Genomic DNA, 24,600 nt, shown 5'->3' on the forward strand with positions numbered 1-24,600 from the left:
CTCAGGAGTTGTTCTGAAACCGGTTATAGCAATATTTAGGTGTTAAGTTTAGATCAAACGGTGGCGACTGATACCTCTTTTTTCAATGCTTCAAGGAAAAGATCAGCCTCTTCTTTGCCCAGGGTAAGCGACGGTAACAAACGAATGGTGTTGGCACCCGCTACTCCGGTAAACATTTTATGCTCGAACAAAAGTTTGTTTCGAAGGTCCTTAACCGGGAAGTCAAATTCAATACCGATCATTAATCCACGTCCTCTGAGTTCCTTATATCCTCCGATTTCCTCGATTCCCTTCAAAAGGTAGTCTCCGATTTTCGCAGCATTTTCGATCAGATTATCATTTTTCATGATATCCAGTACTGCAACTCCGGCGGCACAAGCCAAATGGTTTCCTCCGAAAGTGGTACCCAGTAATCCGTAGCTGGCTTTGAATTTGGGAGAGATCAGAATTCCGCCGATCGGGAATCCGTTACCCATTCCTTTGGCCATCGACATAATGTCCGGCTCTATCCCGCTGAACTGATGCGAGAAGAATTTTCCGGTACGTCCATAGCCACATTGCACGCTGTCGAGAATGAGGATCGCGCCTGTCTCGTCACATTTACGTCTTAATGTTTGCAGGAATTCATCCGTGGAAACATTAATTCCGCCAACGCCCTGGATTCCTTCTACAATTACCGCGCAAACTTCGTCAGTAATACCGTTTTCAGCCGACTCCACGTCGTTGAAAGGAAGGAATGTAACGTGTTTATTGTAATTGATCGGGGCAACAATGGACGCATCGTCAGTAGCGGCCACTGCGCCGGCAGTACGTCCGTGGAATGATTTGGTGAACGATATTACTTTGGTTCTTCCGTTATGAAATGAAGCCAGTTTCAATGCATTTTCATTCGCCTCAGCTCCTGAGTTACAGAGAAACAGCTTGTAATCGGGGTAGCCCGAAAGTTCTCCCAATTTTTCAGCCAACTCTTCCTGCAATGATATTTTGACGGAATTGGAATAAAAGCTGATCGCATTAAGCTGCTTGGTCAGCATATCCACGTAATATGGATTGCAATGTCCCACTGAAATTACGGCATGTCCGCCATAAAGATCGAGGTACTTGGTGCCATTCTGATCCCACAAATAACTTCCCCGAGCCTTTACCGGCTCTATATCGTAAATTGGATAAACATCAAATAAATGTGACATCTTGGTATTTCAATTAATGTGGTATTGTCCTAATTAATAGATCAAAAAGCCGGTGCTTTTAAACGCAGCCCCGAATCTTCTGGCAGTCCGAAAAGCAAGTTCAGGTTCTGCACAGCGTGTCCCGAAGCGCCTTTGGTAAGATTGTCGATAATGCTTGAAATCAGCAATTGACCATCGTGTACTTCCAGGTGAATCAGGCATTTGTTGGTATTAACAACTTGCTTCAGGTCAATGGGTGTGTCGCTGACATGCGTAAATGGATGCGATGCGTAAAAGCTCTTGTAAATGCTTTTTGCTTCTTCCAGGGTTCCGTCAAACGCAGTGTACACATTCGCCATAATTCCGCGGGTATAGTCGCCACGATAAGGGACGAAGTTAACCGCCTTGTCAAAGCCATCCTGCAATTTCCCGAGACTCATCTTAATCTCAGTCAAATGTTGATGCGTAAAAGCCTTATATATCGACACATTGTTATTACGCCAGGTAAAATGCGTGGTGGCGCTCAACGACTGACCTGCGCCGGTACTACCTGTGACTGCGCTAACATGAATGTCATCTTTAATCAGCCCTGCATTCGCAAGTGGTAAAATCGCCAGTTCAATGCTTGTCGCAAAACAACCCGGATTAGCAATTTTGGTCGCAGTTCTGATTTTCTCTCTTTGTAATTCGGGTAACCCGTAAACAAACCCGCCGGATTCGTTACGGAAATCAGTACTCAGGTCAATGATTTTAATGTTGTCTGAAACAGCATACTCATCCAGAAACTTTTTGGATTCGCCGTGACCAGAGCACAGAAAAATAGCATTCAGGTTTTGGTCATTCAAAAGTGTTTGAACGTCTTCACCTGAAAAGATCAGATCTGTATCGCCTAGCAAGTCAGTATGCGTCGCGTAAACCGGTTTCCCAGCCTGGCTTTTACTATGTGCAAAAGCTATTTCTACATTCGGGTGATTGATCAAAATCCTAATCAGCTCCCCGCCCGTGTAGCCCGCCGCGCCTATTATACCTACCTTAAGAGAGTCTATGAGTTTATGAGTTGATAAGGTCATTTTTATTTAGCTAATGTTACGAACTGTCTTTATCAGAGATACTAGCATAGCCTTGATCTCTTTAATTTCTAGATTGCGTAACTCAAATATTTCATTGGTTATATATTGTAAGTCCTTTGAAAGAAGTAAGTAATATTCTGTTTCATGCAAAGAACCCAAAGAGATCTGAAAGAAATTTGCAATATCCAGGGCACCTTTTTTACCACATCCCTCTGCTAAGTTAGCAGCAATCGAAACGCTCGATCTACGCATTTGTGAAACCAGTCCAAACGTCTCGTTCTTCGGGAAAATATTGGTAATTTGATATACCTCCAATACAAATCGATGTGACTTTTGCCAGACCTTCAGCTCCTGATAATTTTGCATAGAAAAGACTCATAAACTCTAAACTCATCAACTCAAATTCGACTCGCTCACTTTCTGATAAATCATTACCTGGTTTGACGCAACTTTGGAGAATCCTCTTACGTCATCGCCCGTCCAGGCGTTATTCATTTCGCCGTAGCTACCGAATTTGGAAGACATGAGGTCAAAAGGAGATTCGATTCCTTCTACATGGAAGCGGTATGGAGCCAGGTGAACATGCACTGTGCCCGTCACGTGCGATTGCGTATCGGTCAGGAATGTTTCAATGTTACGCATCACTGGTTCCACGAACTGTCCTTTGTGTAGAAGGCTTCCGTACCAGTTAGAAAGCTGCTCTTTCCAATATAGTTGTTGCTCGCTCAACACATGTTTTTCCAACGTGTGGTGCGCTTTAATGATGATCAATGGCGCAGCGGCTTCAAAACCAACGCGGCCTTTGATACCAATAATCGTATCGCCAACATGTATGTCACGGCCAATTCCGAAAGGTTGTGCAATCGCCGCCAGCTTTTGGATCGCCTGTACGGAATTTTCAAAACTTTCGCCAGCCACGCCTTTCAGCTCACCTTGTACAAATTCCAATGCAATGGTTTCAGGCTCTGTTTTGGAAACCTGCGTAGGCCAGGCTGATTCAGGCAAATATTGGTTAGAAGTCAATGTCTCCTTACCACCTACCGAAGTTCCCCAAAGGCCTTTATTAATGCTATATGCAGCTTTTGCCCACTCGCGGCCAACGCCTTTGGCTGTCAGATATTCAATTTCCGCTTCACGGGAAAGTTTCAGATCGCGGATCGGGGTAATGATCTCAGCTTCCGGGATAATGATTCTGAAAGCCATATCAAAACGTACCTGGTCATTTCCAGCACCGGTACTACCATGAGCGATCGCACTGGCTCCGATTTCCTTGGCGTATTCAGCAACTGCTACTGCCTGAAAAACGCGCTCTGCGCTTACGGAAAGAGGATATGTGTTGTTTTTAAGTATATTTCCAAAAATCAGATACTTGATACAATCATTGTAGTAATCGCTGGTTTTTGAAATAGTTGCATGTTTCTTCACGCCCAAGGCGTATGCATTGGCCTCAATGGTTTTCAGTTCTTCATCCGAGAAACCACCTGTATCTACCAAAACCGAATGGACTTCGTAACCTTTGTCTTCGGCTAAATATTTTACACAAAAAGAGGTATCTAATCCTCCACTGAACGCTAATACTACTTTGGGCTGTGACATTATTCTTATGATATGGATACTTACTTTTACTTAATCAGTTATTGGATGAATTTTCAACAGGCGGTCAAGAGAGTATCAGCAGGTATTCCGAGATTTTTGCTAAGTTCTCTGATCATTTTGATCGTCAAATTTCTTTTTTTATTTAGAACCTCTGAAACCCTGTTTTCACCTCCGAAATATGGAGCAACATCTTTTCTTGTCAGGTGAAGCTGTTCCATTCTTTCTTTGATAGCCTCTATCGGATCCGGTTTTGGGATTGGATAATGCCTTTTTTCATAATCGATTGCTAAGACAGTTATGGCTTCAAGAATATCGAGAGCCCTTTTTCTGTCTGCTGGATTTTCAATCAAATCGGCGTCCAACAACGCATCTATGACTTTACCGGCTTCCTGGAAATCGGATTCATTCGTGATCGGTTTGATCACGATATCTTCCAAATTGATCGCTAGTGCTTTCATAACGCGCTTAAATGTTTTTAATGTCGTCTATCTGATCGTATTGACGATGTGTGCCTATAAATCTCACGAACACCAGTTGTTTCTCATATTCAAATTTTGCAATCAGTCGGTACTTGTTGTGAGCGATGTTAAAGACTACCCTGCCGTTCCCCACAGTGTCCGCTTTTTTGAAAAATGTAATAACTTCATTAGGATTCTGAAAGCTTTTTTTTTCCACCGCATCATACCAAAATTCAAGTGCTGGCCTTGCATCAGGGGTTCTATTCCAAAATTCCCTTAATGTAGCCCGGGTAAAAATTCTCATATTGGTCTGCAAAAGTACGTAAGTTTCACGGAATGCATTCCCGGAATGGGAAAAGCTTAATGACGATTCTTTACGTTGAATAATGCAGTAACAAAAAAATACCTCGCTTCGGGCTTATGATAGCTGCCGGGCGAGGTATTTAAAAGATATATAAAATCTGTAAATGAATGCAGTACGTTAGTGTACGAGCAAGGCCCCGGCGTTTTTCTTTTTAGCGCGTTCTTCCCTTCGCAATAAAATGCGTTGCTTGATACGCATCCAGCGTTCATATAAGCTGGATTCTTTTAAGAAATCCCAGGAATGTTTTTCAAGCTCGGCACCTGTTGAAGCTGCCGAAACTTCTTCTTTTTTCTTATCGTCCGGATTGTACATCATTCCTGTGCACAGACAATGCTTTCTACCCGTCCGCGTCAGTACGTCATAGTTCACGCAGCTGGCACAACCTTTCCAGAACGCATCATCCGCAGGAAGCTCGCTGAATGTTACCGGCTCGTAACCAAGGTCGGAATTGATTTTCATTACCGGAAGGCTGGTTGTAATACCAATGATTTTTGCATCAGGATATTTCATCCGGGACAGTTCAAAGGCTTTTTGCTTGATCGCTTTAGCCATTCCGCTGTTACGGAAATCTGGATGTACGATCAGGCCTGAGTTAGCCACAAACTTCCCGTGTTCCCACGTTTCGATGTAACAAAAACCAACCCATTCGTTGGTATCGGTGGTGGCAATAATTGCTTTTCCCTCCACCATTTTTTCCATTATATATACAGGAGAACGTTTGGCTATGCCGGTACCACGCTTTTTGGCGCTCTCTTCCATTTCCGCGCAAATGATTTCGGCGAAATGAAGATGATTTTCATTGGCAGTCTGAATTATAAACTTACTGCCCACTACTTCGGTATTTTTCATTGATGACTTTACTGACAAAGATGTTCGAAACGATAATTACTATACCCAGATAAAAAACGATGGGACGTTTAGAATAAGAAAGAAAAAGGGGTATAAAAGTTTTTACCACGTAGGTAAAAGATAATTATGCGGTCCGGGGGGACCTGAATCGGAAAGGCGTAGTATGAAGAACAGTATGTATGCCGTTGTTGTTCATTGACTTGCTAATGCGTCTAAGAAGGTGCAAATTTTGAAAAAAAAATTGTCACTCCAAAGAAACAGAAGATATATTTTTATGGTTCGTTTGCATTAACAAAACTTTTTAGAACCCAACCTACATATTGTGACTTTCATGACCGAGATCAATACCGACGATATTCTTAACGGATATATAAACGGAATATTTCCAATGGCTGAGTCGGACGGGACAATTTTCTGGTACTCACCCAACCCGCGCGCTGTCATTCCGATTGATACTTATAAGCCTTCCAAGTCACTCAGGCCGGTTTTGAACAAAAAATATTTTGAGATAAAAATTGATGCGGACTTTGAGGGCGTCATGCGCGGATGCTCCGGGCCGAGAGCAAATGAGCAGGGTACGTGGATTTCGGAGCCTATTATTGAAGCCTATACCTCGCTCTATCATCTGGGATATGCGCATAGTGTCGAAAGTTACAGGGAAGGGAAGCTGGTAGGCGGACTTTATGGAGTGTCTATTAATGGTGTGTTTTTTGGTGAATCTATGTTTTCGAGGGAGAGCAATGCGTCCAAAGTAGCTTTTCACTATTTGATGCAACTCTTGAAATTAAATCGTTTTGTGCTGCTGGACACTCAGTTTATCAATGATAATGTGCTCCGTTATGGCGCTATTGAAATTCCTAGAGACGAGTATCTGGACCTTTTGCAGAAAGCATTAAAACTAAAAAGGAGATTTGACGGAGGAGTATTGAAGGATTTATAATGGTACAAACTGTCGTAAGCCTCGACATTGTGTTCTATTTCATTTGAAATAAATTAATTTTGACCCAAAATTGATTACCCAGCGTACGGATCTGTCAAAGTGGTCGTGCCTATTATTGAATTCCAAAGTGTCAAAACCAATATTAGTAATAAAGTTCGGGACGGCTTCGATCACACTTCCCTCCGGCGAGCCTGATACCAGTATCATTTCCGAAATCGCAAGACAGGTCTCAGAAATCCATTCCAGGTACAGAATCATCATTGTTTCGTCAGGAGCAGTAGGGGCGGGGAAGGCCTATATACAGGATTATAAAGGAACCATGACGCAGCGGAAGGCGGCTGCATCCGTGGGGAACCCATTGCTGGTAGGCTTGTATGCCAAATTTTTTGCCCCGAACGAAATTTACATTGCCCAGAGCCTTTGCGAAAGACAGCATTTTGCGAACCGGAACAAGTTCTTGCAGCTCAAAGAGACATTTGAAGAGCTTTGGGGAAACAACATTATCCCGATCGTGAACGAGAATGATGTCGTGAGCGACCGTGAGTTGAAGTTTTCTGATAATGATGAACTGGCTACCTTGCTTGCAGTAGGTTTTGGTGCGGAATGTTTGATGTTTTGTACTTCTGTCGGCGGCTTGCTGGACGAGGAGGGCAAAATTTTAAGGAACGTATCGAATGTCAATGAGGTTTTCAAGTTTGTAAAGACGGACAAATCGTTTCTTGGTCTTGGAGGTATGGCTTCCAAGCTTACTTTTGCAAAACTGGCGGCCAGAATGGCCATCAGGGTTGTGATTTTTGGGATGAACCAACCCAATGAATTGCTGGAAGCGCTGAAAGGAAATGCGGGAACACTCATTCATGCCGGTAAAAGCACATTATCTGCGCGAAATCGCTGGCTTGGAAGTGGCGGTTTGGTATCCGGCAGCCTGCAAATTGACGAAGGCGCAGCCAAGGCATTGCTAAGAAGAAAAAGCCTGCTCGCCGTGGGAGTAACTGAGGTAACCGGTGATTTTGAGTCCGGGGAAATTATCGAGATTTACTCGCCGGCAGAAGAAATGATCGCAGTGGCGCGGGCCAGGGAAACCTCATCCGCGATCCGCGAAAATCTAAAAACATTGAATTTCGAAGTGGCTAATGCCAATGACATAGTACTATTATAATGGAATCTATTATACCTCTTTTAAAGGAAGCACGGGAAGCCTCTGCGGCAGTTCGCAGGCTGTCGGATCGGCAGCGGGCTGATCTTTTGCTTTCACTTGCCGCAAAGGTTTTGGCCAATGCGGAGAATATTATTGCCGAAAATCAGAGAGATCTGATCGTCATGGACGATGCAGATCCCAAAAAGGACCGTTTGCTTCTGAATGAAAAGAGGATCAATGATCTGGCGCAAAGCCTAATTGACGTTGCCGGACTTCCCGATCCGGCAGGAGAGATTTTTGTTGAAAAAACCATTCAGCAGGGGTTGTCTCTTAAAAAAATAGCCGTTCCGCTGGGAGTAGTAGGAGTAATTTACGAATCCAGACCTAACGTCACCATTGATGTGGCGTCACTCTGCCTGCGTTCTGCGAATGCATGTGTGTTGAAAGGTGGGAAGGAAGCACATTTTTCAAATACCTACCTGGTAAGCCTCATTCATGAGATCTTAATACAGTTTGGCGTTCCAAAAGCCGCGGTAACATTGCTTCCAACCGGGAGGGAGTTTGTGGGAGAATTATTGACTGCTACCCAATACATTGATATCATTATTCCAAGAGGATCGGAAGGACTGATCAAATTTGTGAGGCAAAATTCATTGGTACCTACCATTGAAACAGGCGCCGGCGTCTGCCACACCTACATTGAAGCATCGGGGGATTTGGATAAAGGAGCGGAAATTGTGGTTAATGCAAAAGTTTCAAAGCCATCAGCTTGCAATGCGTTGGACACTGTATTAGTTGACCGGGCGGTTGCAGAAACATTCTTGCCAAAATTGAGAGAAGGTTTTACCAAATGGAATGTGGAAGTTTTCGCGGATGAATTGTCATATGACATTTTACAAAGGGCGGATTATCCCTATTTGCAAAAAGCCGGGCCGGATGATTTTGGAAAAGAATTCCTTGATTTTAAATGCTCGATCAAAATTGTGGACGGACTGGATGATGCCTTGAAACAAATAGAATTATACTCGTCCAGACATTCAGAAGCAATTGTTTCAACGAATGATGAGGCCATTGAAACATTCCTGAAAGAAGTTGATGCAGCTTCGGTTTATTCCAATGCATCTACGCGGTTCACGGATGGCGGCGTATTTGCATTAGGCGCTGAAATTGGTATTTCAACTCAGAAATTACACGCAAGAGGGCCATTTGCGCTTGAAAAACTGGTTACAGAAAAATGGATTGTTAAAGGTGACGGGCAAGTAAGATGGTAAATACATTGGAAAACATACAAACGCTTACCCAGGAGGCCATTGCGCTTTTGAAAAACCTGATCGAGACTCCTTCGTTCAGCAAAGAGGAAACCAATACAGCGCAGTTGATTGTTGATTTTTTTACAAGAAAGAACATTCCCTTTCATACCAAGAAAAACAATATCTGGGCGTACAACCTTCATTTTGATGAATCGAAGCCTACTGTTTTGCTGAACTCTCATCATGATACTGTAAAACCTAATAAATCGTGGACTTTGGATCCTTTCAAAGCCATTGTTGAGGAAGACAAGCTGTATGGTTTGGGTAGTAACGATGCTGGTGGATGCCTGGTATCGTTAATTGCCACATTCTGCCATTTTTATGAAAGAGAAGATCTTACCTACAATATAGCAATCGCTACCACCGCCGAGGAGGAAATCTCGGGAAAAGAAGGTTTAGAAATTGTAGTACCCGAGCTGCCAGAAGTCTCTTTTGCAATAGTAGGAGAGCCGACGGAAATGCACCTGGCGGTAGCGGAAAAAGGACTGCTTGTCCTGGATTGTATTGCCAAAGGTAAGTCCGGACATGCGGCGAGGGAAGAGGGAGAAAACGCTATCTACAAAGCGCTGACCGACATTAAATGGATTACGGAATACAGGTTCCCGAAAGTTTCGCCAACATTGGGCCCAGTGAAAATGTCGGTAACAATCATCAATGCCGGAACGCAACACAACGTGGTTCCTGATGCATGTACTTTTACCATCGATGTGCGGGTTACGGATCAGTATACATTGGAGGAAGTGATTGACGAGATTCAGAATAACATTCAGTCTGAGGTAGCAGCACGCTCAATAAGGTTACGGCCGTCGAGCATTCCAATGGATCATCCGATTGTTGCGGAAGGTCTGAAATTAGGGCGTACGGCCTACGGTTCGCCGACGACCTCCGATCAGGCACTTCTGGATTGTCCGTCGTTAAAAATGGGCCCGGGACATTCAGCAAGATCCCATAGCGCTGACGAGTTTATTTATCTTCGTGAAATAGAAGAAGGTATTGCTCAATATATTGCAATGCTCGAAGGCGTGGTAACCAAATCCTAGTCATATGCGATTCTACACAAAGGAGGATGTACGAAAATTTGATAGCGTTACATTTTTGTACATCAAAGCTTCTTTGTCAAGTCATATCTTCACAATAACACTGAACCGTCCGGAAAAGCGTAACGCCTTTACGCCGACAATGGCGGAAGAAATCACTTTTGCGCTGGCTTATGCTCATTTCAATCCGGAGGTCTGGTGTGTGATTGTTAATGCGTCAGGACCGGTTTTTTGCGCTGGGGCGGATTTGAATGCTTTTCATGATCAATCTGCTGACATTAAAAATCCGGATTTGCCTGTTATTCGGGAGGAAGTAAAGCTTGGAGACGCATTTGCCCAGCTTTTGAAACCAAGTATCGCGCAGGTAGAAGGGCCGGTACTGGCGGGTGGGTTTTTGATTATCTGTGGGTGCACCTTCGTGGTGAGTACAAATGTTGCAACTTACAGTCTTCCCGAGGTAAAACGCGGTTTATGGCCGATGCAGGTAATGGCCTCACTCATGCAGATTATTCCGGCAAGAAAAGTGCTGGAAATGTGTATTACTGCTAAAAGTTACGATACGCAAGAGGCTTATAATGTTGGGCTTGTAACCCAAATTTCAGATAAAGACAACATTGCCAACGCAGTAATCACATTAGCACATCAAATTCTTCAGAATGCGCCGCTAGCTATTCAAACGGGCATGAAAGCATTTCGGGATTTATCTGAAATTCCGGAAAATCAAAGACATAGTTTTTTGAAAGCGCAGCTTGACTTGCTTCTGCAAACGGACGACGCCAAAGAAGGTACCTCAGCATTTAAAGAAAAAAGAAAACCAGACTGGACAGGGAAGTGATTCTCAGTTACCCGGTACAATCTCAATTTCCTCGCCGTAACGGTTATGGAACTTGAAATCAACAACTCCCAGGGAAGTGTCTTTGATCAGTTTAACCCAGGTTTTGTAATGGAAAAGCCATTTTACCTGTTCAGAAATGATCCCTTTTGTAAAATAAGAATGCAAGAATGGGTGGAGTGAAACGGTAATTCCACGTTCATTTTGTTTGGTCAAAATGTAATCCAGGTTGTTGGCGATTACATCAGACACCAGGATACTCGCTTGAATGGTACCCGTTCCGCCGCAAGTAGGGCATGTTTCGCGGGTAACAATGTTCATTTCAGGTCTTACACGTTGGCGTGTAATTTGTAATAACCCGAATTTTGAAAGTGGTAACACCGTATATTTCGAACGGTCTCCTTTCATTTCGTCTCGCATCATATCGAAAAGAACGCGTTTGTTTTCCGCTTTCTTCATGTCGATAAAATCGACGACGATGATACCACCCATATCACGAAGGCGCAACTGACGGGCAATTTCCTTAGCTGCTTCGAGGTTTACGCTTAATGCGGTAGCTTCCTGATCTTCCTCAGAATTGGATTTATTGCCGCTGTTTACGTCGATAACGTGCAATGCCTCAGTATGCTCAATGATCAGGTAACCACCATTCGGAAGACTAACAGAGCGGCCGAATAATGACTTGATCTGCTTTTCCAAACCAAATTGTTCGAAAAGCTTGTTCTTGCCATTATGCAATTTCAGGATATTCTCCTTGTCCGGCGCAATGTTGTGAATGTAAGCTTTAATGTCATCATACACTTCCTTGGAATCCACTGTAATGCTGTCGAATGATTCGTTCAGCATGTCGCGGATAATGGAAGACGCACGGTTCATTTCGCCTATGACACGGTCGCGAGGCTTAGCATCACGAAGCGCTTTGATGCCATTTTCCCATTTGTCAAGGCAATCCTGCAAATCTTTGTTCAGCTCATCCACATCCTTGCCTGTGGCAACGGTGCGAATAATTACGCCAAAGTTAGCGGGCTTGATAGAGGACATCAACCGCTGCAAACGGTTTCTTTCCTGCTTGTCTGTTATCTTTTTGGAAAGGTTAACAGAATTAGAAAAAGGAACCAGTACAATGTAACGACCGGCAATGGAAATGTCACAGGAGAGTCTCGGGCCTTTTGTTGAAATAGGCTCCTTAACAATCTGGACAAGTATAGGCTGATTTTTGGAAAGGACTTTATCAATTTTTCCCAGCTTCTCAATCTCAGGCTCCATCTTGAAATTATTCAATTTGCCTGAATTGGTCCGCTTGGAGATAACGTCCTTGGTAAGTTTGTTGAGAGAGTTGATATTAGGCCCCAGATCGAGATAATGCAGGAACGCATCTTTTTCAAAACCGACATCAACGAACGCGGCATTAAGCCCGGCTACCAGCTTCCTTACAGTACCGAGATAGATATCCCCAACGGTAAAGCTTTGGTCCGGTGTTTCGACGTGGTATTCTAAAAGACGTTTATCCTGCAAAAGGGCTATACGTTCTCCCTTTTGAGTAGAATTGATTAGTAATTCGTTACTCAATGTTCAACCAACTAAATGGCTATATAATGTTGATACTTAACCTCCCGCTTTTCAGAATAAAAGGGGCATTACATACGAGGGGAAGAAGGCATGACCGGATCTTAATAATTAAAAACCCGGTCATGACCATTTATTTCTTCTTATGTCTGTTTTTTCTAAGGCGTTTTTTTCTCTTATGAGTGGAGATCTTATGTCTCTTTCTTTTTTTTCCGCAAGGCATAAATATGTCGTTTATAAATAAAAAATGGTTTTCTTATTTTCTGCTGATCAATTGTTCAGACGGCCTTCCAGTTCGCCGATGGCTTGCTGGATAACCGGATCTTTTTCCTCTTTCTTAACCTCCGACAGAACCTTACGTGCCTGTTCCTTGTCTCCGAGCTCCACCAGTGTTAATCCCAAATAGAATTTCGCTTTGGTGTTAGCAGGATTGTTGGTTAAAATCTGTCTGAACCTGTCAGCAGCTTTTGAATATTGGTTAGATCTCATGGATAAAATCCCTAAATTGAACAAAGCCAATTCGTTGGTAGGATCCGAGTCAATTACCTCACGCAACATCAAAATTCCCTGCATCGGGTTCTCTGTATTCACGTAAGTCATTGCCATATTAGCCTTTGCAGCTAACAATCCAGGATTCTGGTCAATTGCTTTTTGATAATATTCGCGGGTTTTTGCTCCCAGGTTTTTTGCTTTCTGCTCGTCTATGGCAAAGCCATAAGCTTCATAGTAGCGGTCGCCCGTTCTCACCAGATTGTTGATGGTAGGAGACAAAAGGGTTACTTTCTCAGCATAAAAAGCCGCACTGTCAAACTTTTGCAGCTCGGCGAATTTGTCTGATAATTTCAACCCGGCGGTTATCTTTTCTTTTTCCTCCGCTTTAATGAAACCACTTCTCAACTGATCTACAATTTTTTGTTGATCAGCAGATAAAGTGGCTCCATCATGCGATTTGGAAGGAGTTTCAGGTGCTGTTTCCGTAGAAGCTGCCGCCGTCTGGCTCCTTTCTTTGTCTACCTCCTTGCCTTTTGTATTTACAACGACCTTTGGAAGACTGAACAATGTTCCAACCAAAGCAACTGCAAGAACGCAAGAAAGAATGATAGACTTTTTCATACTATTATAACCTAAACCTTTTCAGGTAATTACTTTTCAGCGACTGCTTTCAGTTTGTCACTTTCCTTTACCTGTTCAACGAAAACTTTTGCAGGCTTGAAGCTTGGTACAAAGTGCTCGTCAATAATCATTGAAGTTCCCTTCGAAATGTTACGGGCAACTTTACGCGCACGTTTTTTATTAATAAAACTACCGAAACCTCTTACATAAAGGTTCTCACCATCAGAAAGTGAGTCCTTTACCACGGTGAAAAACGATTCTAGCGTTTGCTGAACGTCGCCCTTGTCTACGCCTGTTTTCTCAGAAATCTGTGCGATTACGTCTGCCTTAGTCACTTTGATTGTTTACTTTAAGTGGATATTATTTCATTTATTTACTTACTCCTCTAAATTTTGGGAACACAAAGGTACGGTAATTTTACCAGTATTTAAAAGGATGGGGTTTTCATTTTTTTTCTAATTGGTTAAAAAACAGTGCACATAAGCGAAAATTATATGGTACCGGATCATTTTCAGGTAATTGATTTTAACAAAAAACTTAAATCCTGGTATCTCAAAAACCACCGTCCTCTGCTTTGGCGCCAAACCAATGACCCGTATAAAATCTGGTTGTCGGAAATTATTCTCCAGCAAACCAGGGTAGCTCAGGGAACACCATATTATGAAAAATTCCTGCTGAACTATCCGACCGTTTTTGACCTTGCCAAAGCTGACGAACGTGACGTATTGCGGCTGTGGCAGGGGCTTGGATATTACTCCCGGGCCAGGAATATGCATTTCACGGCGAGGCAGATCGTCGGCGAATTTGAAGGAAAATTCCCTGAAACGGCCGCACAGCTTTCGAAGCTGAAAGGGTTGGGCCACTATACCGCAGCAGCCATCGCATCATTTGCTTTTGGGGAGGCGGTAGCGGCCATCGATGGCAATGTGTATCGTGTGATGTCGCGGATTTTTGGGATCCAGTCGGATATGTTGAGCAATGAGGGGAAAAAAGAATTTGCGGCTCTGGCAAAGGAGCTGGTTTCGCTCGACGACCCGGCAACTTACAATCAGGCAATGATCGAGTTTGGAGCAATACAATGTGTTCCGGTTTCCCCTGACTGTAAGATTTGCCCTTTCAATGACATTTGCTTTGCCTACGAGTTCAAAATGCAGAGCCAGCTTCCCGTCAAGGTCAAGAAGCTCACAGTACGGCACCGGTCCCTCCACTATTTTCTGATCAGAAAGAATGATGAACTGGCGATGCGGGAGCGGCTTGGCAGAGATATATGGAAAGGTCTGTACGATTTTTATCTCTTGGAGTCTGAAACTGCCGTGAATTCGCCGGATGACATGGACGACGAACCGATACTTCGGGTTTTGCTCAAAAAAGGCAGGATCAGTGAGATCCCCAGACTGTACACTCATATTCTCACCCACCAAAGGTTGAATGTACGTTTCTGGTGGATTGATTTTCAGCCGGGCGATACAATAGATTTACCCCCGGGAATGGCTTTCTATACAAAAGAGCAAATTGAAATTCTTCCGAAACCGATCCTGATTGATACGCTGCTCAAAGAGGAAAATTATCTTTAAGATGATTGGCAATGTCTTCGGTAAACTGACAAGGTTAAGTTCTTTGCTTGGTTTTAATTGTGTTTTAAGTAATATATTTTTGTACTTAACATGTATCAATGAATAAGCTATGGCAAGTTTTAACCTAAGTACCAATCAGATCAATGACTACAACCGGGACGGTTATGTCGTTGTCAAAGGTCTTTTTTCAAAAGAGGAAACTGATAAATTATATCATACGGCATTGGAAAATTCGGTCATGCAAAAAAATGCAATGGACTTGAATGACCAGTCGGGAAGGAAAACAAAACTATCGTTGTGGTTCACACCGGGAGACGACGTTTTTGGCTACCTGATCAGGAGTGAAAGAATGGTTAATTCGGTGTGGCAGCTGCTTGGACAGGATAGTCAGGTTTGCCATTTTCATACCAAACTGATGCAAAAGGAGCCGAAAGTAGGCGGCGCGTGGGAATGGCATCAGGACTACGGCTATTGGTACAAAAACCAGTTTATTTTTCCAGACCAGCTAATGAGCGTTATGATTGCACTGACTCCTGCAAATAAAGAAAACGGGTGTTTGCAGGTCATTAAAGGTTCGCATAAAATGGGCAGGGTCAATCATGGTTTTGCAGGTGAGCAAGTAGGGGCGGATATGGAAATGGTGAACCACGCGCTGAAAACTATGGAGCTCGTTTATTGTGAAATCGAGCCAGGGGACGCATTATTTTTCCATAGTAACCTGATGCACCGCTCTGAAGCCAACTTATCTGATCATCCCAGATGGTCGCTCATTTCATGCTACAACTCTCAATCCAATATAGCTTACAGCGAAACTTCCACATCCTGGAAAGTACCGGTTTCCATTGTCCCCGACCATGCTTTGACGGAATGGGAGGCAACTTCGTTCGGTAATGCTGATTTTCTCAGAAAAGAAGATGATCCTGCATTGAAAACTACTGGCTGGGAGGGGGAAGTGAAAACGTCTTAATCTGTCATTTGTAGTCATGAATGGTCATTTATAGTCACGTGTTGTCAGAAGTCGTCATTAGAGGAAAAAACAATAAATGACAACTCCTGACCATAAATGACGATAAGTGACCAAAACTGACTAGTTCCTAAAATCTTAAATTGATTGCTGATATGCAGAAAATTGCAATGCTTGGTTCCGGTTTTATCGGACGTTTTTATGCGGAATCCATTCATGGCCAGCGCGGCCGGGATAGGGTAGTGGCTATTTATGCGAGGAGAGAGGAAAGTGCTCAAAAGTTCGCGACTGACTATGGCTGTGACTTCTGGTCGTCGGATATGGAGGAAGTGATCGCGCACCCTGACGTGAACATGGTGTGCATTGCGCTGCCTAATAACATTCATGAGCAGGCCGTATTGCTTTGTGCCAAACATAAGAAAGCAGTTGTTTCTACAAAGCCGCTGGGGAGGAATGGAGAGGAAGCACTTCGTATGATGAAAGCGGTTGAAGAGGCCGGAATTTTTGCGGGATATCTGGAAGATCTGTGCTATACACCGAAATTTTTGAAATCACTGGAAAGCGTGAAAAACGGATCATTGGGCAGGATTATTTGGGCGAAGTCTCGTGAGGCCCACCCTGGCCCGCATAGTGAATGGTTTTGGGACATTGAGCAGGCTGGTGGCGGATGTATTCTGGACCTGGGTTGCCATTGCATTGAAATCTCACGGAATTTTATCGGTAAGGATATCAGGCCCGTTGAAGTAATGTGTTGGGCGGATACGCAGGTGAAACCTATCGATGCCGAGGATCACGCTATTGCTTTGGTAAAATATGAAAATGGCGCGATCGGACAATTTGAAGTGAGCTGGACATTCCGCGGAGGTATGGATTTGCGGGACGAAGTAATGGGCACAGAGGGTACAATCTGGATCAACAACTTTTTGAGGACAGGATTTGAAATGTTTACCACCGGTCAGAACCCAGACGGAAAAGGCGACGACTATGTAGCAGAAAAGGCTGAAAGCAATACTGGCTGGCTTTTCCCGGTTGGAGATGAGGTCAATGACCTTGGATACAATCACATGTTTACGGATATGTTCAACTCAGCAGAAAAAGGTACTGAACCTGCGGAAACATTCTATGACGGCTACATTGTGAATGCGGTTATTGACGCTGCCTATAAATCGGCGAAGACCAAATTGTGGGAAAAAGTAGAGCTCCCCGTCTGGCGTGGAAAAGAAAATGTGACCAAACCTTCAAATTACGTCTCATATAACGAAGACTATTATTTGATCAAACAGGAAATGACACATGATGGCCGCAATAAGTTAATTTTGAAAGACAAAAAAACAGGGAAAATCAGTGAGCAGGATGTCTGAAAAAGTCTTCAAACAAGTTATCTTTAATGTTACATTTTAAAATCATCCACAACAAAAACCATGGCAGGAAGCGTAAACAAAGTAATACTGATAGGAAATTTGGGCAGCGATCCAGAGGTAAGATACCTGGAAAGCGGATCGGCAGTAGCCAAATTTAATATCGCAACCACTGAATCGTATACAAATAAAAGTGGCGAAAGAGTGGACAACACCGAATGGCACCGGATTGAACTTTGGGAAGGATTGGCCAAAGTGGCTGAGAAGTACCTGAAAAAAGGGAATCAGGTTTACATCGAGGGCCGGATACGTACCGACAGCTGGACGGACAAGGAAGGGCAGCAAAGAACTGGCGTAACCATCCGCGCTAACAGCATGACGCTACTTGGCGGCCCTGCTGGCGGAGGTGGAGGAGGCGAAAGCAGCGGACAAGGTTATTCTCAACCGTCAGCTCCTCGTGGCAACCAATCCCCAAGATCTTCTGATCCAATTCCGCCATCACTGGCAGCTGGAAATGATGACGATGATTTGCCGTTTTAACCAGACATTCTAAATATTTAAGCGGTTCTGCCTTGAAAGAATATTTATTTTTGAGGTAGAATCGCTACATTTATCTTATTGAATGTCCAATATGAACGTTTTATAGTATTTTGTGAAAGAAACTGAAGATAGTGACGATCCACTTTCCCGAACGCGTACGGGGATTTTATTTCCCCAACGAAGTACGCAACCTATCTTGGCAGGGGTGATCATACCCATTGATTTCTTAGCTCCCTACGACTTAATCCTCATTATTTTTCTTTTTATAATTTCCCTTTTCCTTTCCGGGATACGTGCGGCGTATGCGGCATCCGGTGCAATGGAAAACCCCTGGGAGCGAAAAAGTGATTCCGAAAACAACCTTCCCAGCCGCATACAGCAACTTGCGCTTTCAATAGTTCAGCGCGCTATCACATTATTTGCGTTGCTGCTGGCAGCGAGACTAGCCTGGATACATTTACAAATTGACCAAAGCGAATTAGTTACCTGGGTTATCCTGGGAGCACTTGCCTTCTGGATATGGCTGGATGCTATTGTACGGTACAATAGTGCAAGGCGTGCTAACGAACTGATCCCTAAGATTTCGGGTCTTACCCAGTTTCTGATCAAAATATGCAGGCCGCTAACACAACCTATTATGAAGCTGGGTTATACCTTTGGAGTGCTTACACTCGAAGGAGCAGAAATAACTACCGAAATGCTGGAAGCAAAGGCTGAAAGCGAAGAAGAAACAGATCTTTTACGCGGACTGGCCAATTTCAGACAGACCAATGCGAAAAAAGCGATGCAAGCGCGGCTTCACATTACCGCGTTTGATATTGAACTGAATTTCCATGAATTAATGGACAAGATCAATAAATCGGGATACTCGCGTGTACCGGTTTTCCGTGACGATCTGGATCATATTGAGGGAATTCTGAATGTGAAAGATTTGCTCCCGCATATTCATCTGGATGAGCATTTCAATTGGCAAAAACTTTTGCGGCCTGTTTACTTTATCCCGGAAAGTAAACGTCTGGACGATCTGATGAAGGATTTTCAAAACCGCAGGGTGCATATGGCGATCGTGGTGGACGAGTACGGCGGGACTGGCGGACTGATTACTTTGGAAGATATCATTGAAGAAATTTTCGGAGATATCAATGACGAATACGATGAGGATGACGAGGTTAACTACACCCAGGTGGATGAGAATACTTATGTTTTTGAAGGAAAAGTACTGATCAACGACTTGTGCCGGTTACTGAACCTAGAGACGGATTACTTTGATGAAGTAAGAGGTAGCAGCGAATCGTTGGCGGGGCTGTTACTAGAATTGTTCTCTCAGATGCCACGTGCAGGGGAGGTTGCTACACACCGTGAAGTGACGTTTAAAGTACAGTCGGCGGACAAAAAGCGGATCAAAAAAGTGCGTGTCCTGGTTTTGGAGAAATGATGACGCTAAAGAAAAAGTGCAATTGATTTTATTTCCTCCAAACTTATTATTAATTTTGCCCGGCAAATAACAATAGTTTATTTGCTATGAGCACAGACCCATCCAAAGTCCTCTTTGAGGCACTCACTTACGACGACGTTCTTCTAATACCTGGTTATTCAGAAATTCTGCCTCGCAATACAACAACAAAAACCAAGCTGACACGTAACATCGAGCTGAACATTCCACTTGTTTCTGCTGCGATGGATACTGTAACAGAATACGAACTTGCCATTGCTATGGCGCAGGAAGGTGGTATCGGAATTATCCATAAAAACATGAGCCTGGAATTGCAGGCTGAGCAAGTAAGAAAAGTAAAACGTTCTGAAAGCGGAATGATCCTGGATCCGATCACACTCTCAGATACTGCCACGCTAGGTGATGCGCATCAGATCATGCGCGAATTCAAGATCGGAGGTATTCCCGTTATCGACAAGGACCACAAACTGATCGGTATCCTTACCAACAGAGACCTGCGTTTTGAGAGAGAAATGGGAAAACCCGTTACCGACATCATGACGAAGGATAAGCTGATCACGGCTTCCGACGGACTGTCTCTGGACGATGCTGAAAAGATCCTGCAAGAATACAAAATTGAAAAACTCCCAATCGTAGACTCAGAGTACAGGCTCACCGGATTGATTACGTATAAGGATATCCTGAAACGTAAATCGCACCCGAATGCATGTAAGGACGAGTACGGTCGGTTGCGAGTAGGGGCTGCAGTAGGTGTTACTGCCGATCTTTTGAAGCGCGTAGAAGCGTTGGTAAAGGCCGGTGTCGATGTCATCAGCCTTGATACTGCTCACGGACATTCTTTCGGTGTAATTGAAGCATTGAAATCTGTTAAGGTACATTTTCCAAAACTGGATGTGATCGCAGGGAATGTGGCCACAGGCGAAGGAGCCAAAGCGCTGGCAGAAGCAGGTGCCGACGCTGTGAAAGTAGGGGTAGGGCCAGGCAGTATCTGTACGACCCGTATCATTGCCGGCATCGGTGTACCTCAGCTGACCGCAGTAATGTGGGCCGCAGAAGCATTGAAAGACACAGATGTTCCTGTAATCGCTGACGGAGGCATCCGTTTCTCAGGAGATATGACCAAAGCACTGGCTGGCGGCGCAAGTACGATCATGATCGGCTCTATGCTCGCAGGAAGTGACGAAGCTCCGGGTGAGATCGTTATTTACGAAGGAAGGAAATTTAAAGCTTACCGCGGAATGGGATCAGTGGAAGCCATGGAAGATGGTTCGAAAGACCGTTATTTTCAGGATGCCGAAGATGATGTGAAAAAGCTGGTTCCGGAAGGAATTGTAGGCCGGGTACCATTCAAAGGCAAGGTCTCTGAAATTGTATATCAAATGGTAGGTGGACTAAAAGCAGGAATGGGCTACTGCGGAGCTGGCGATATTACAGCATTGCAAAAAGCGCAGTTTGTTAAAATAACCTCTGCTGGAGTAAAAGAAAGCCACCCTCACGATGTAATGATCCAGAAGGAAGCGCCAAACTATTCGTCGAAATCTTAGGGGCTTTCGGCCGTCGACTTTTAGCTTTTGAATAAAAATAGAAATGCCTCGCAACTTTGAAGTTCGCGAGGCATTTTTTTAATATCTATCTAAAAAACCGAAAGCCGATTGCCGAAAGCTGACAGCCGAAAGCTCCCTATGCTGCCGAAGGCTTCGCAAAACGGCTTTTGATATATTGAAAAATCATTGGCAGGATTGAGAAACCAATAATTCCGAATATTACCAGTTCAAAATTTTTCTTCACGATATCCATATTTCCGAAGAAAAAGCCCAGCAATGTAAGCGATGGTACCCAGAGAATGGCGCCAACGATACAGAAGATAATGTACCTGGAATAGTTCATGCTTCCTGCACCAGCCACGAACGGCGCTACTGTGCGTACAATCGGTATAAAGCGGGCCATGATCACGGTGCTACCGCCATGTTTTTCGTAAAAAGCCTCCGTTTTTTCGAGATATTCCCTTTTCAGGAAGAGTATTCGTTCTTTTTTCTTGATTACGCCACCGAATTTTTTGCCAATAAAATAATTGACATTGTCGCCCATTAGCGCTGCAATGATCAGAACAATGATGATCAGCCAGACATTTAGTCCTGTACCTTCATTGGCAGCAATAGCGCCGGCAGCAAACAACAGGGAATCTCCCGGGAGCAGCGGCATGATCACCAGTCCGGTCTCAGTGAAAACGATCAGGAAGAGGATCACGTAGGTGAGCGTACCGTATTCTTCAACAATGTTAAACAAATGCTTGTCCAGATGAAGGAAGAAGTCAATGAACTGGGTCAAAAATTCCATAGCTAAATTTGAGTTGACAAATAGATTTGATGTATAGTAATTTACTTGGAGTCAATTTTCCACTTCTGCTTTGTCTTCGTATTCAGAAAGTGGTTGAATGTGTCACCTCTCAGGCCCAGCCGGATTGTTTCCAATGGAATAAGCTCGCTTGGAGCAATATTTCCAAGGTTCACATTGGCACCTAACAGTTTTACAAACCAAACCTGTTGAGATTTTTGGGGAGCTTCCCAAAGCATATCTTCGAAGGCGATTTCGGTTAATATCTCTTCGACCAGGCCTTGTCGTACTTCGCCGCTGGCGCGGAACAAACCTACATTGCCGGATTCGCGTGCTTCTCCGATCACCTTCCATGCACCAGCCTGCAGCTCTGACTTAATGAGCTGTATCCACTTATACGGAGGAATGATCTTGTTCTCGTCTTTGGAGCCCACTTCGGACAAGACCGTTACTTGCTTGGCAAGAGTGTGGATATACTCACACTTCAGATCCTGAGCCATTTCAATGGAACCGTCTGAAACTTCGGCATATTTCAGATCATATTTATCAAGCAGCTTCCGGTAGTCATCGAATTGATTTCGTACCACGAAGGCCTCAAACAAAGTACCTCCAAAATAGACCGGAATGTTGGCGTTTTTGTAAACAGCGAGCTTCTCATTCAAATTAGGGCTCACAAAAGACGTGGCCCAGCCAAGCTTTACGATATCTATATAAGGCGCTGCGGTTGAAAGCATGTCTTCGGTTTCCCTGACACTGAGCCCTTTATCCATCACCATGGTGATCCCCTTCTCCCGGGGTTTTTCGGTACGGTTAGGGACTTGCGATAACGTAAAATTCATATATGGGTATGCTTTTATCTCTGGCAAAAACTCCGGCAAAGGTAGTAATTACCTTTGATACGTAGCAATAAAATCCATATCATTGCCGCATATGGATATATTGTTCTATGATAATTACTATTTTTAGAATATACAATGGCAATAGGTTAAACCGAATTATTTGAAATGACCATATCAACTAACATGTCTTCTTCCGAAGAAAATCACAGATTGATTTTTCTACGGCAATTTATCGGACAGCATATGAGCGGGAGTTTTTCGCCTGTCGCCAGGTGGCTCAACGGAAGACTGATCGCTATTGCCGGTTCTGAAATGGAGATAGAATATGTCGTACGCGAGGATATGTGTAACCCTATGGGTACTTTACACGGTGGAATAGCAGCAACGATCCTTGATGACATTGTTGGAACAATGGTGTATGCCATGGGAAGGGAATTTGCTTACACGTCCATAAATCTGAACTGTGATTTTCTAAACCCGGCAGTAGTTGGCGATGTTCTGACGGCTAGATCGCAGGTAGTGCGTGCTGGGAAAAGTGTTATTCATGTGGAGGGACAAATTACAAATGGCAGTGGCAAAATTGTAGCCAAATGTTCCAGCAACCTCATTCAAACAGCCCTGAAAATACCGGCACCTTCCGCCGACTAACCGGGCTACCACTTATCTTTGTTTTATGGAAAAACAATTCAATGATTTATCGGAAAGCCGTCAGCAACAATTGATGGCCTTTGACCGCCTGCTGACCATTATGGACGAACTTCGGGAGCAATGTCCCTGGGACCGGAAGCAAACGATGGACAGCCTGCGGCATTTGACGATAGAGGAAACTTATGAATTATCGGATGCAATTATAGAAAATGACTCGCCCGAGATCAAAAAGGAATTGGGTGACGTGTTGCTACATATTGTTTTTTATGCCAAAATCGGTTCAGAAGCACGTTTAGACAATGGTTTTCAGTTTGATATCAAAGATGTGCTCGATGGAATCTGTGACAAGCTGGTATCCCGGCATCCGCATATCTACGGAGATTTTGTCGCGGATTCGGAAGAGGCGGTGAAGCAAAACTGGGAGAAATTGAAGCTGAAAGAGGGGAATAAATCGGTGCTATCAGGTGTACCTGCATCATTACCCGCATTGGTGAAGGCAATGCGCATTCAGGAGAAAGCACGAGGAGTAGGATTTGACTGGGATGATAAACGGCAGGTATGGGGTAAAGTAGAGGAGGAGTTGGCGGAGTTCAAGGATAACTTTAACATTGAAACCGGCGAGGTATTAGACCAAAAGGAAGCAGAGGGAGAGTTTGGTGACCTGTTATTTTCACTGGTCAATTATTCGAGATTTGTGGATATCAATCCTGAAACAGCTTTGGAAAGAACCAATAAAAAATTTATCCGCCGTTTTCAATACCTGGAAGAAGCGTCGAAAGCTGACGGGAAATCATTGGCGGAAATGACTTTGGATGAAATGGATGAGTACTGGAATGAGGCGAAAAAATTGAATGCTTAAAAAAATCTAAATTTTATGTGACTTTATTTGAGTTGCGCAGTCTAAGTAAAGATGCCGTTTGTAAACCATTGAATTCTTTTCGATATTGATTAGGGTTACGTCCATAGGCATCAGTTTGAAACTGTTATTCATCAAATAATTTTGCCTGAAAATGTATCTGGAAGAGCGCGTTGAACAATTAGAAAACTTAGCAGTGGATCAGGGAAAGCATATCGAAATAATAGCCTCAGGCCTGGCAACACTGACTGCCCAGGTTCAAAAAGGCTTTTCCGATGTGCGGAATGATATAAGTAACCTGACCGGACGTGTTGGTAGTTTAGAATCAAAATTTGATAGGCTTGACGTCAGAGTTAGTAGACTTGAGGTCAAAATTGATAAGATTGAGATTAGACTCGACAATGTAGAGACCAGGCTGGATAATATAGAGACCAGGCTGGATAATATAGAGATCAGGCTGGACAAAATAGAGACCAGGCTTGATCAAATGGATGTTAGATTTGATCAAATGGATGCAAGACTTGATCGCATGGAAACTAAAATGGATCAACGTTTCGATGAGCTGATCATGCTGATTAAAAGTAAATAGTGA

At 43.7% G+C, this 24,600-nt stretch carries 26 protein-coding genes; 14 read left to right on the top strand and 12 right to left on the bottom strand.

The genetic code is table 11. The features are described 5' to 3' along the window. Positions 1 to 53: 53 nt before the first annotated feature. From ON006_RS28760 to ON006_RS28790, 7 genes are all read right to left on the bottom strand, one after another. Positions 54 to 1,190: an aspartate aminotransferase family protein gene (locus ON006_RS28760; RefSeq protein WP_244821628.1), complete on the bottom strand. Its 1,137-nt coding sequence runs from the start codon at positions 1,188 to 1,190 to the stop codon at positions 54 to 56. A 41-nt stretch (positions 1,191 to 1,231) separates the two neighbouring features. After that, complete coding sequence (argC, locus tag ON006_RS28765) at positions 1,232 to 2,239, bottom strand: N-acetyl-gamma-glutamyl-phosphate reductase (protein WP_244821629.1); 1,008 nt, start codon at positions 2,237 to 2,239, stop codon at positions 1,232 to 1,234. Positions 2,240 to 2,245: 6 nt separating this feature from the next. Continuing rightward, the gene (locus tag ON006_RS28770; RefSeq protein ID WP_244821630.1) at positions 2,246 to 2,605 is read right to left on the bottom strand and encodes a four helix bundle protein; all 360 of its coding nucleotides are present in this window, start codon (positions 2,603 to 2,605) and stop codon (positions 2,246 to 2,248) included. 27 nt (positions 2,606 to 2,632) lie between these two features. Beyond that, positions 2,633 to 3,835, bottom strand: a complete 1,203-nt coding sequence (locus ON006_RS28775; RefSeq protein ID WP_244821631.1) for an argininosuccinate synthase — start codon at positions 3,833 to 3,835, stop codon at positions 2,633 to 2,635. 53 nt (positions 3,836 to 3,888) lie between these two features. Beyond that, positions 3,889 to 4,260, bottom strand: coding sequence for a helix-turn-helix domain-containing protein (locus tag ON006_RS28780; protein ID WP_244821632.1), 372 nt, complete (start codon positions 4,258 to 4,260; stop codon positions 3,889 to 3,891). A gap of 40 nt (positions 4,261 to 4,300) precedes the next feature. Continuing rightward, positions 4,301 to 4,597, bottom strand: a complete 297-nt coding sequence (locus tag ON006_RS28785; RefSeq protein ID WP_244821633.1) for a type II toxin-antitoxin system HigB family toxin — start codon at positions 4,595 to 4,597, stop codon at positions 4,301 to 4,303. Positions 4,598 to 4,774: 177 nt separating this feature from the next. Then, positions 4,775 to 5,506, bottom strand: coding sequence for a GNAT family N-acetyltransferase (locus ON006_RS28790; protein WP_244821634.1), 732 nt, complete (start codon positions 5,504 to 5,506; stop codon positions 4,775 to 4,777). A 331-nt stretch (positions 5,507 to 5,837) separates the two neighbouring features. Between ON006_RS28790 and aat the strand changes: the two genes are divergently transcribed. The 5 genes from aat to ON006_RS28815 all read left to right on the top strand — a co-directional run bounded on the left by aat (position 5,838) and on the right by ON006_RS28815 (position 10,766). Further along, the gene (gene aat / locus ON006_RS28795; protein ID WP_244821635.1) at positions 5,838 to 6,446 is read left to right on the top strand and encodes a leucyl/phenylalanyl-tRNA--protein transferase; all 609 of its coding nucleotides are present in this window, start codon (positions 5,838 to 5,840) and stop codon (positions 6,444 to 6,446) included. Positions 6,447 to 6,573: 127 nt separating this feature from the next. Beyond that, entirely contained in the window at positions 6,574 to 7,605 is a 1,032-nt protein-coding gene (proB, locus tag ON006_RS28800; RefSeq protein ID WP_244821636.1) for a glutamate 5-kinase, read from the top strand. Continuing rightward, on the top strand, positions 7,605 to 8,855 hold the full coding sequence (locus ON006_RS28805) for a glutamate-5-semialdehyde dehydrogenase (protein WP_244821637.1): 1,251 nt from the start codon (positions 7,605 to 7,607) through the stop codon (positions 8,853 to 8,855). Before proB ends, ON006_RS28805 begins: the two co-directional genes overlap by 1 nt. Beyond that, complete coding sequence (locus tag ON006_RS28810; protein ID WP_244821638.1) at positions 8,849 to 9,934, top strand: M20 family metallo-hydrolase; 1,086 nt, start codon at positions 8,849 to 8,851, stop codon at positions 9,932 to 9,934. The genes ON006_RS28805 and ON006_RS28810 overlap by 7 nt, the downstream gene beginning before the upstream one ends. 4 nt (positions 9,935 to 9,938) lie before the next feature. After that, positions 9,939 to 10,766, top strand: a complete 828-nt coding sequence (locus tag ON006_RS28815) for an enoyl-CoA hydratase/isomerase family protein (RefSeq protein WP_244821639.1) — start codon at positions 9,939 to 9,941, stop codon at positions 10,764 to 10,766. A 3-nt stretch (positions 10,767 to 10,769) separates the two neighbouring features. Here the strand turns inward: ON006_RS28815 and ON006_RS28820 are convergent, their stop codons facing one another. From ON006_RS28820 to ON006_RS28830, 3 genes are all read right to left on the bottom strand, one after another. After that, positions 10,770 to 12,332: an Rne/Rng family ribonuclease gene (locus ON006_RS28820; RefSeq protein ID WP_244821640.1), complete on the bottom strand. Its 1,563-nt coding sequence runs from the start codon at positions 12,330 to 12,332 to the stop codon at positions 10,770 to 10,772. Positions 12,333 to 12,599: 267 nt separating this feature from the next. Then, a complete protein-coding gene (locus ON006_RS28825; protein ID WP_244821641.1) occupies positions 12,600 to 13,442 on the bottom strand; it encodes a tetratricopeptide repeat protein in 843 nt (280 codons plus the stop codon). A 29-nt stretch (positions 13,443 to 13,471) separates the two neighbouring features. Further along, positions 13,472 to 13,777: an HU family DNA-binding protein gene (locus ON006_RS28830; protein WP_015813879.1), complete on the bottom strand. Its 306-nt coding sequence runs from the start codon at positions 13,775 to 13,777 to the stop codon at positions 13,472 to 13,474. A gap of 138 nt (positions 13,778 to 13,915) precedes the next feature. Here ON006_RS28830 and mutY point away from each other — a divergent pair, with 138 nt between their 5' ends. From mutY to guaB, 6 genes are all read left to right on the top strand, one after another. Continuing rightward, a complete protein-coding gene (gene mutY, locus ON006_RS28835; RefSeq protein WP_244821642.1) occupies positions 13,916 to 15,016 on the top strand; it encodes an A/G-specific adenine glycosylase in 1,101 nt (366 codons plus the stop codon). 109 nt (positions 15,017 to 15,125) lie between these two features. Beyond that, positions 15,126 to 15,983, top strand: coding sequence for a phytanoyl-CoA dioxygenase family protein (locus ON006_RS28840; RefSeq protein ID WP_244821643.1), 858 nt, complete (start codon positions 15,126 to 15,128; stop codon positions 15,981 to 15,983). A gap of 152 nt (positions 15,984 to 16,135) precedes the next feature. Further along, positions 16,136 to 17,341 carry a Gfo/Idh/MocA family protein gene (locus ON006_RS28845; RefSeq protein ID WP_244821644.1) on the top strand — a complete coding sequence of 402 codons (1,206 nt, stop codon included), beginning with the start codon at positions 16,136 to 16,138 and terminating at the stop codon, positions 17,339 to 17,341. A gap of 60 nt (positions 17,342 to 17,401) precedes the next feature. Next, positions 17,402 to 17,878 (top strand): single-stranded DNA-binding protein, encoded by a 477-nt coding sequence (locus ON006_RS28850; RefSeq protein WP_244821645.1) that lies wholly within the window; start codon positions 17,402 to 17,404, stop codon positions 17,876 to 17,878. 112 nt (positions 17,879 to 17,990) lie between these two features. After that, complete coding sequence (locus ON006_RS28855; RefSeq protein ID WP_244821646.1) at positions 17,991 to 19,313, top strand: transporter associated domain-containing protein; 1,323 nt, start codon at positions 17,991 to 17,993, stop codon at positions 19,311 to 19,313. An 86-nt stretch (positions 19,314 to 19,399) separates the two neighbouring features. Then, positions 19,400 to 20,875: an IMP dehydrogenase gene (guaB, locus tag ON006_RS28860; RefSeq protein WP_244821647.1), complete on the top strand. Its 1,476-nt coding sequence runs from the start codon at positions 19,400 to 19,402 to the stop codon at positions 20,873 to 20,875. A gap of 136 nt (positions 20,876 to 21,011) precedes the next feature. On the opposite strand, the gene ON006_RS28865 is transcribed toward guaB, so the two are convergent. Beyond that, a complete protein-coding gene (locus tag ON006_RS28865; RefSeq protein WP_244821648.1) occupies positions 21,012 to 21,668 on the bottom strand; it encodes a DedA family protein in 657 nt (218 codons plus the stop codon). 41 nt (positions 21,669 to 21,709) lie between these two features. Then, positions 21,710 to 22,504, bottom strand: a complete 795-nt coding sequence (locus ON006_RS28870) for a phosphosulfolactate synthase (protein WP_244821649.1) — start codon at positions 22,502 to 22,504, stop codon at positions 21,710 to 21,712. Between the two features lie 165 nt (positions 22,505 to 22,669). Here ON006_RS28870 and ON006_RS28875 point away from each other — a divergent pair, with 165 nt between their 5' ends. The 3 genes from ON006_RS28875 (at position 22,670) to ON006_RS28885 (ending at position 24,597) form a co-directional block, all read left to right on the top strand. Continuing rightward, the gene (locus tag ON006_RS28875) at positions 22,670 to 23,152 is read left to right on the top strand and encodes a PaaI family thioesterase (protein ID WP_244821650.1); all 483 of its coding nucleotides are present in this window, start codon (positions 22,670 to 22,672) and stop codon (positions 23,150 to 23,152) included. Between the two features lie 25 nt (positions 23,153 to 23,177). Next, positions 23,178 to 24,011, top strand: coding sequence for a nucleoside triphosphate pyrophosphohydrolase (gene mazG / locus ON006_RS28880; RefSeq protein ID WP_244821651.1), 834 nt, complete (start codon positions 23,178 to 23,180; stop codon positions 24,009 to 24,011). A gap of 151 nt (positions 24,012 to 24,162) precedes the next feature. Then, on the top strand, positions 24,163 to 24,597 hold the full coding sequence (locus ON006_RS28885; protein WP_244821652.1) for a coiled-coil domain-containing protein: 435 nt from the start codon (positions 24,163 to 24,165) through the stop codon (positions 24,595 to 24,597). Positions 24,598 to 24,600: the final 3 nt, after the last annotated feature.

Origin of the sequence: Dyadobacter pollutisoli, assembly GCF_026625565.1 — a bacterium.
GTDB lineage: Bacteria > Bacteroidota > Bacteroidia > Cytophagales > Spirosomataceae > Dyadobacter > Dyadobacter pollutisoli.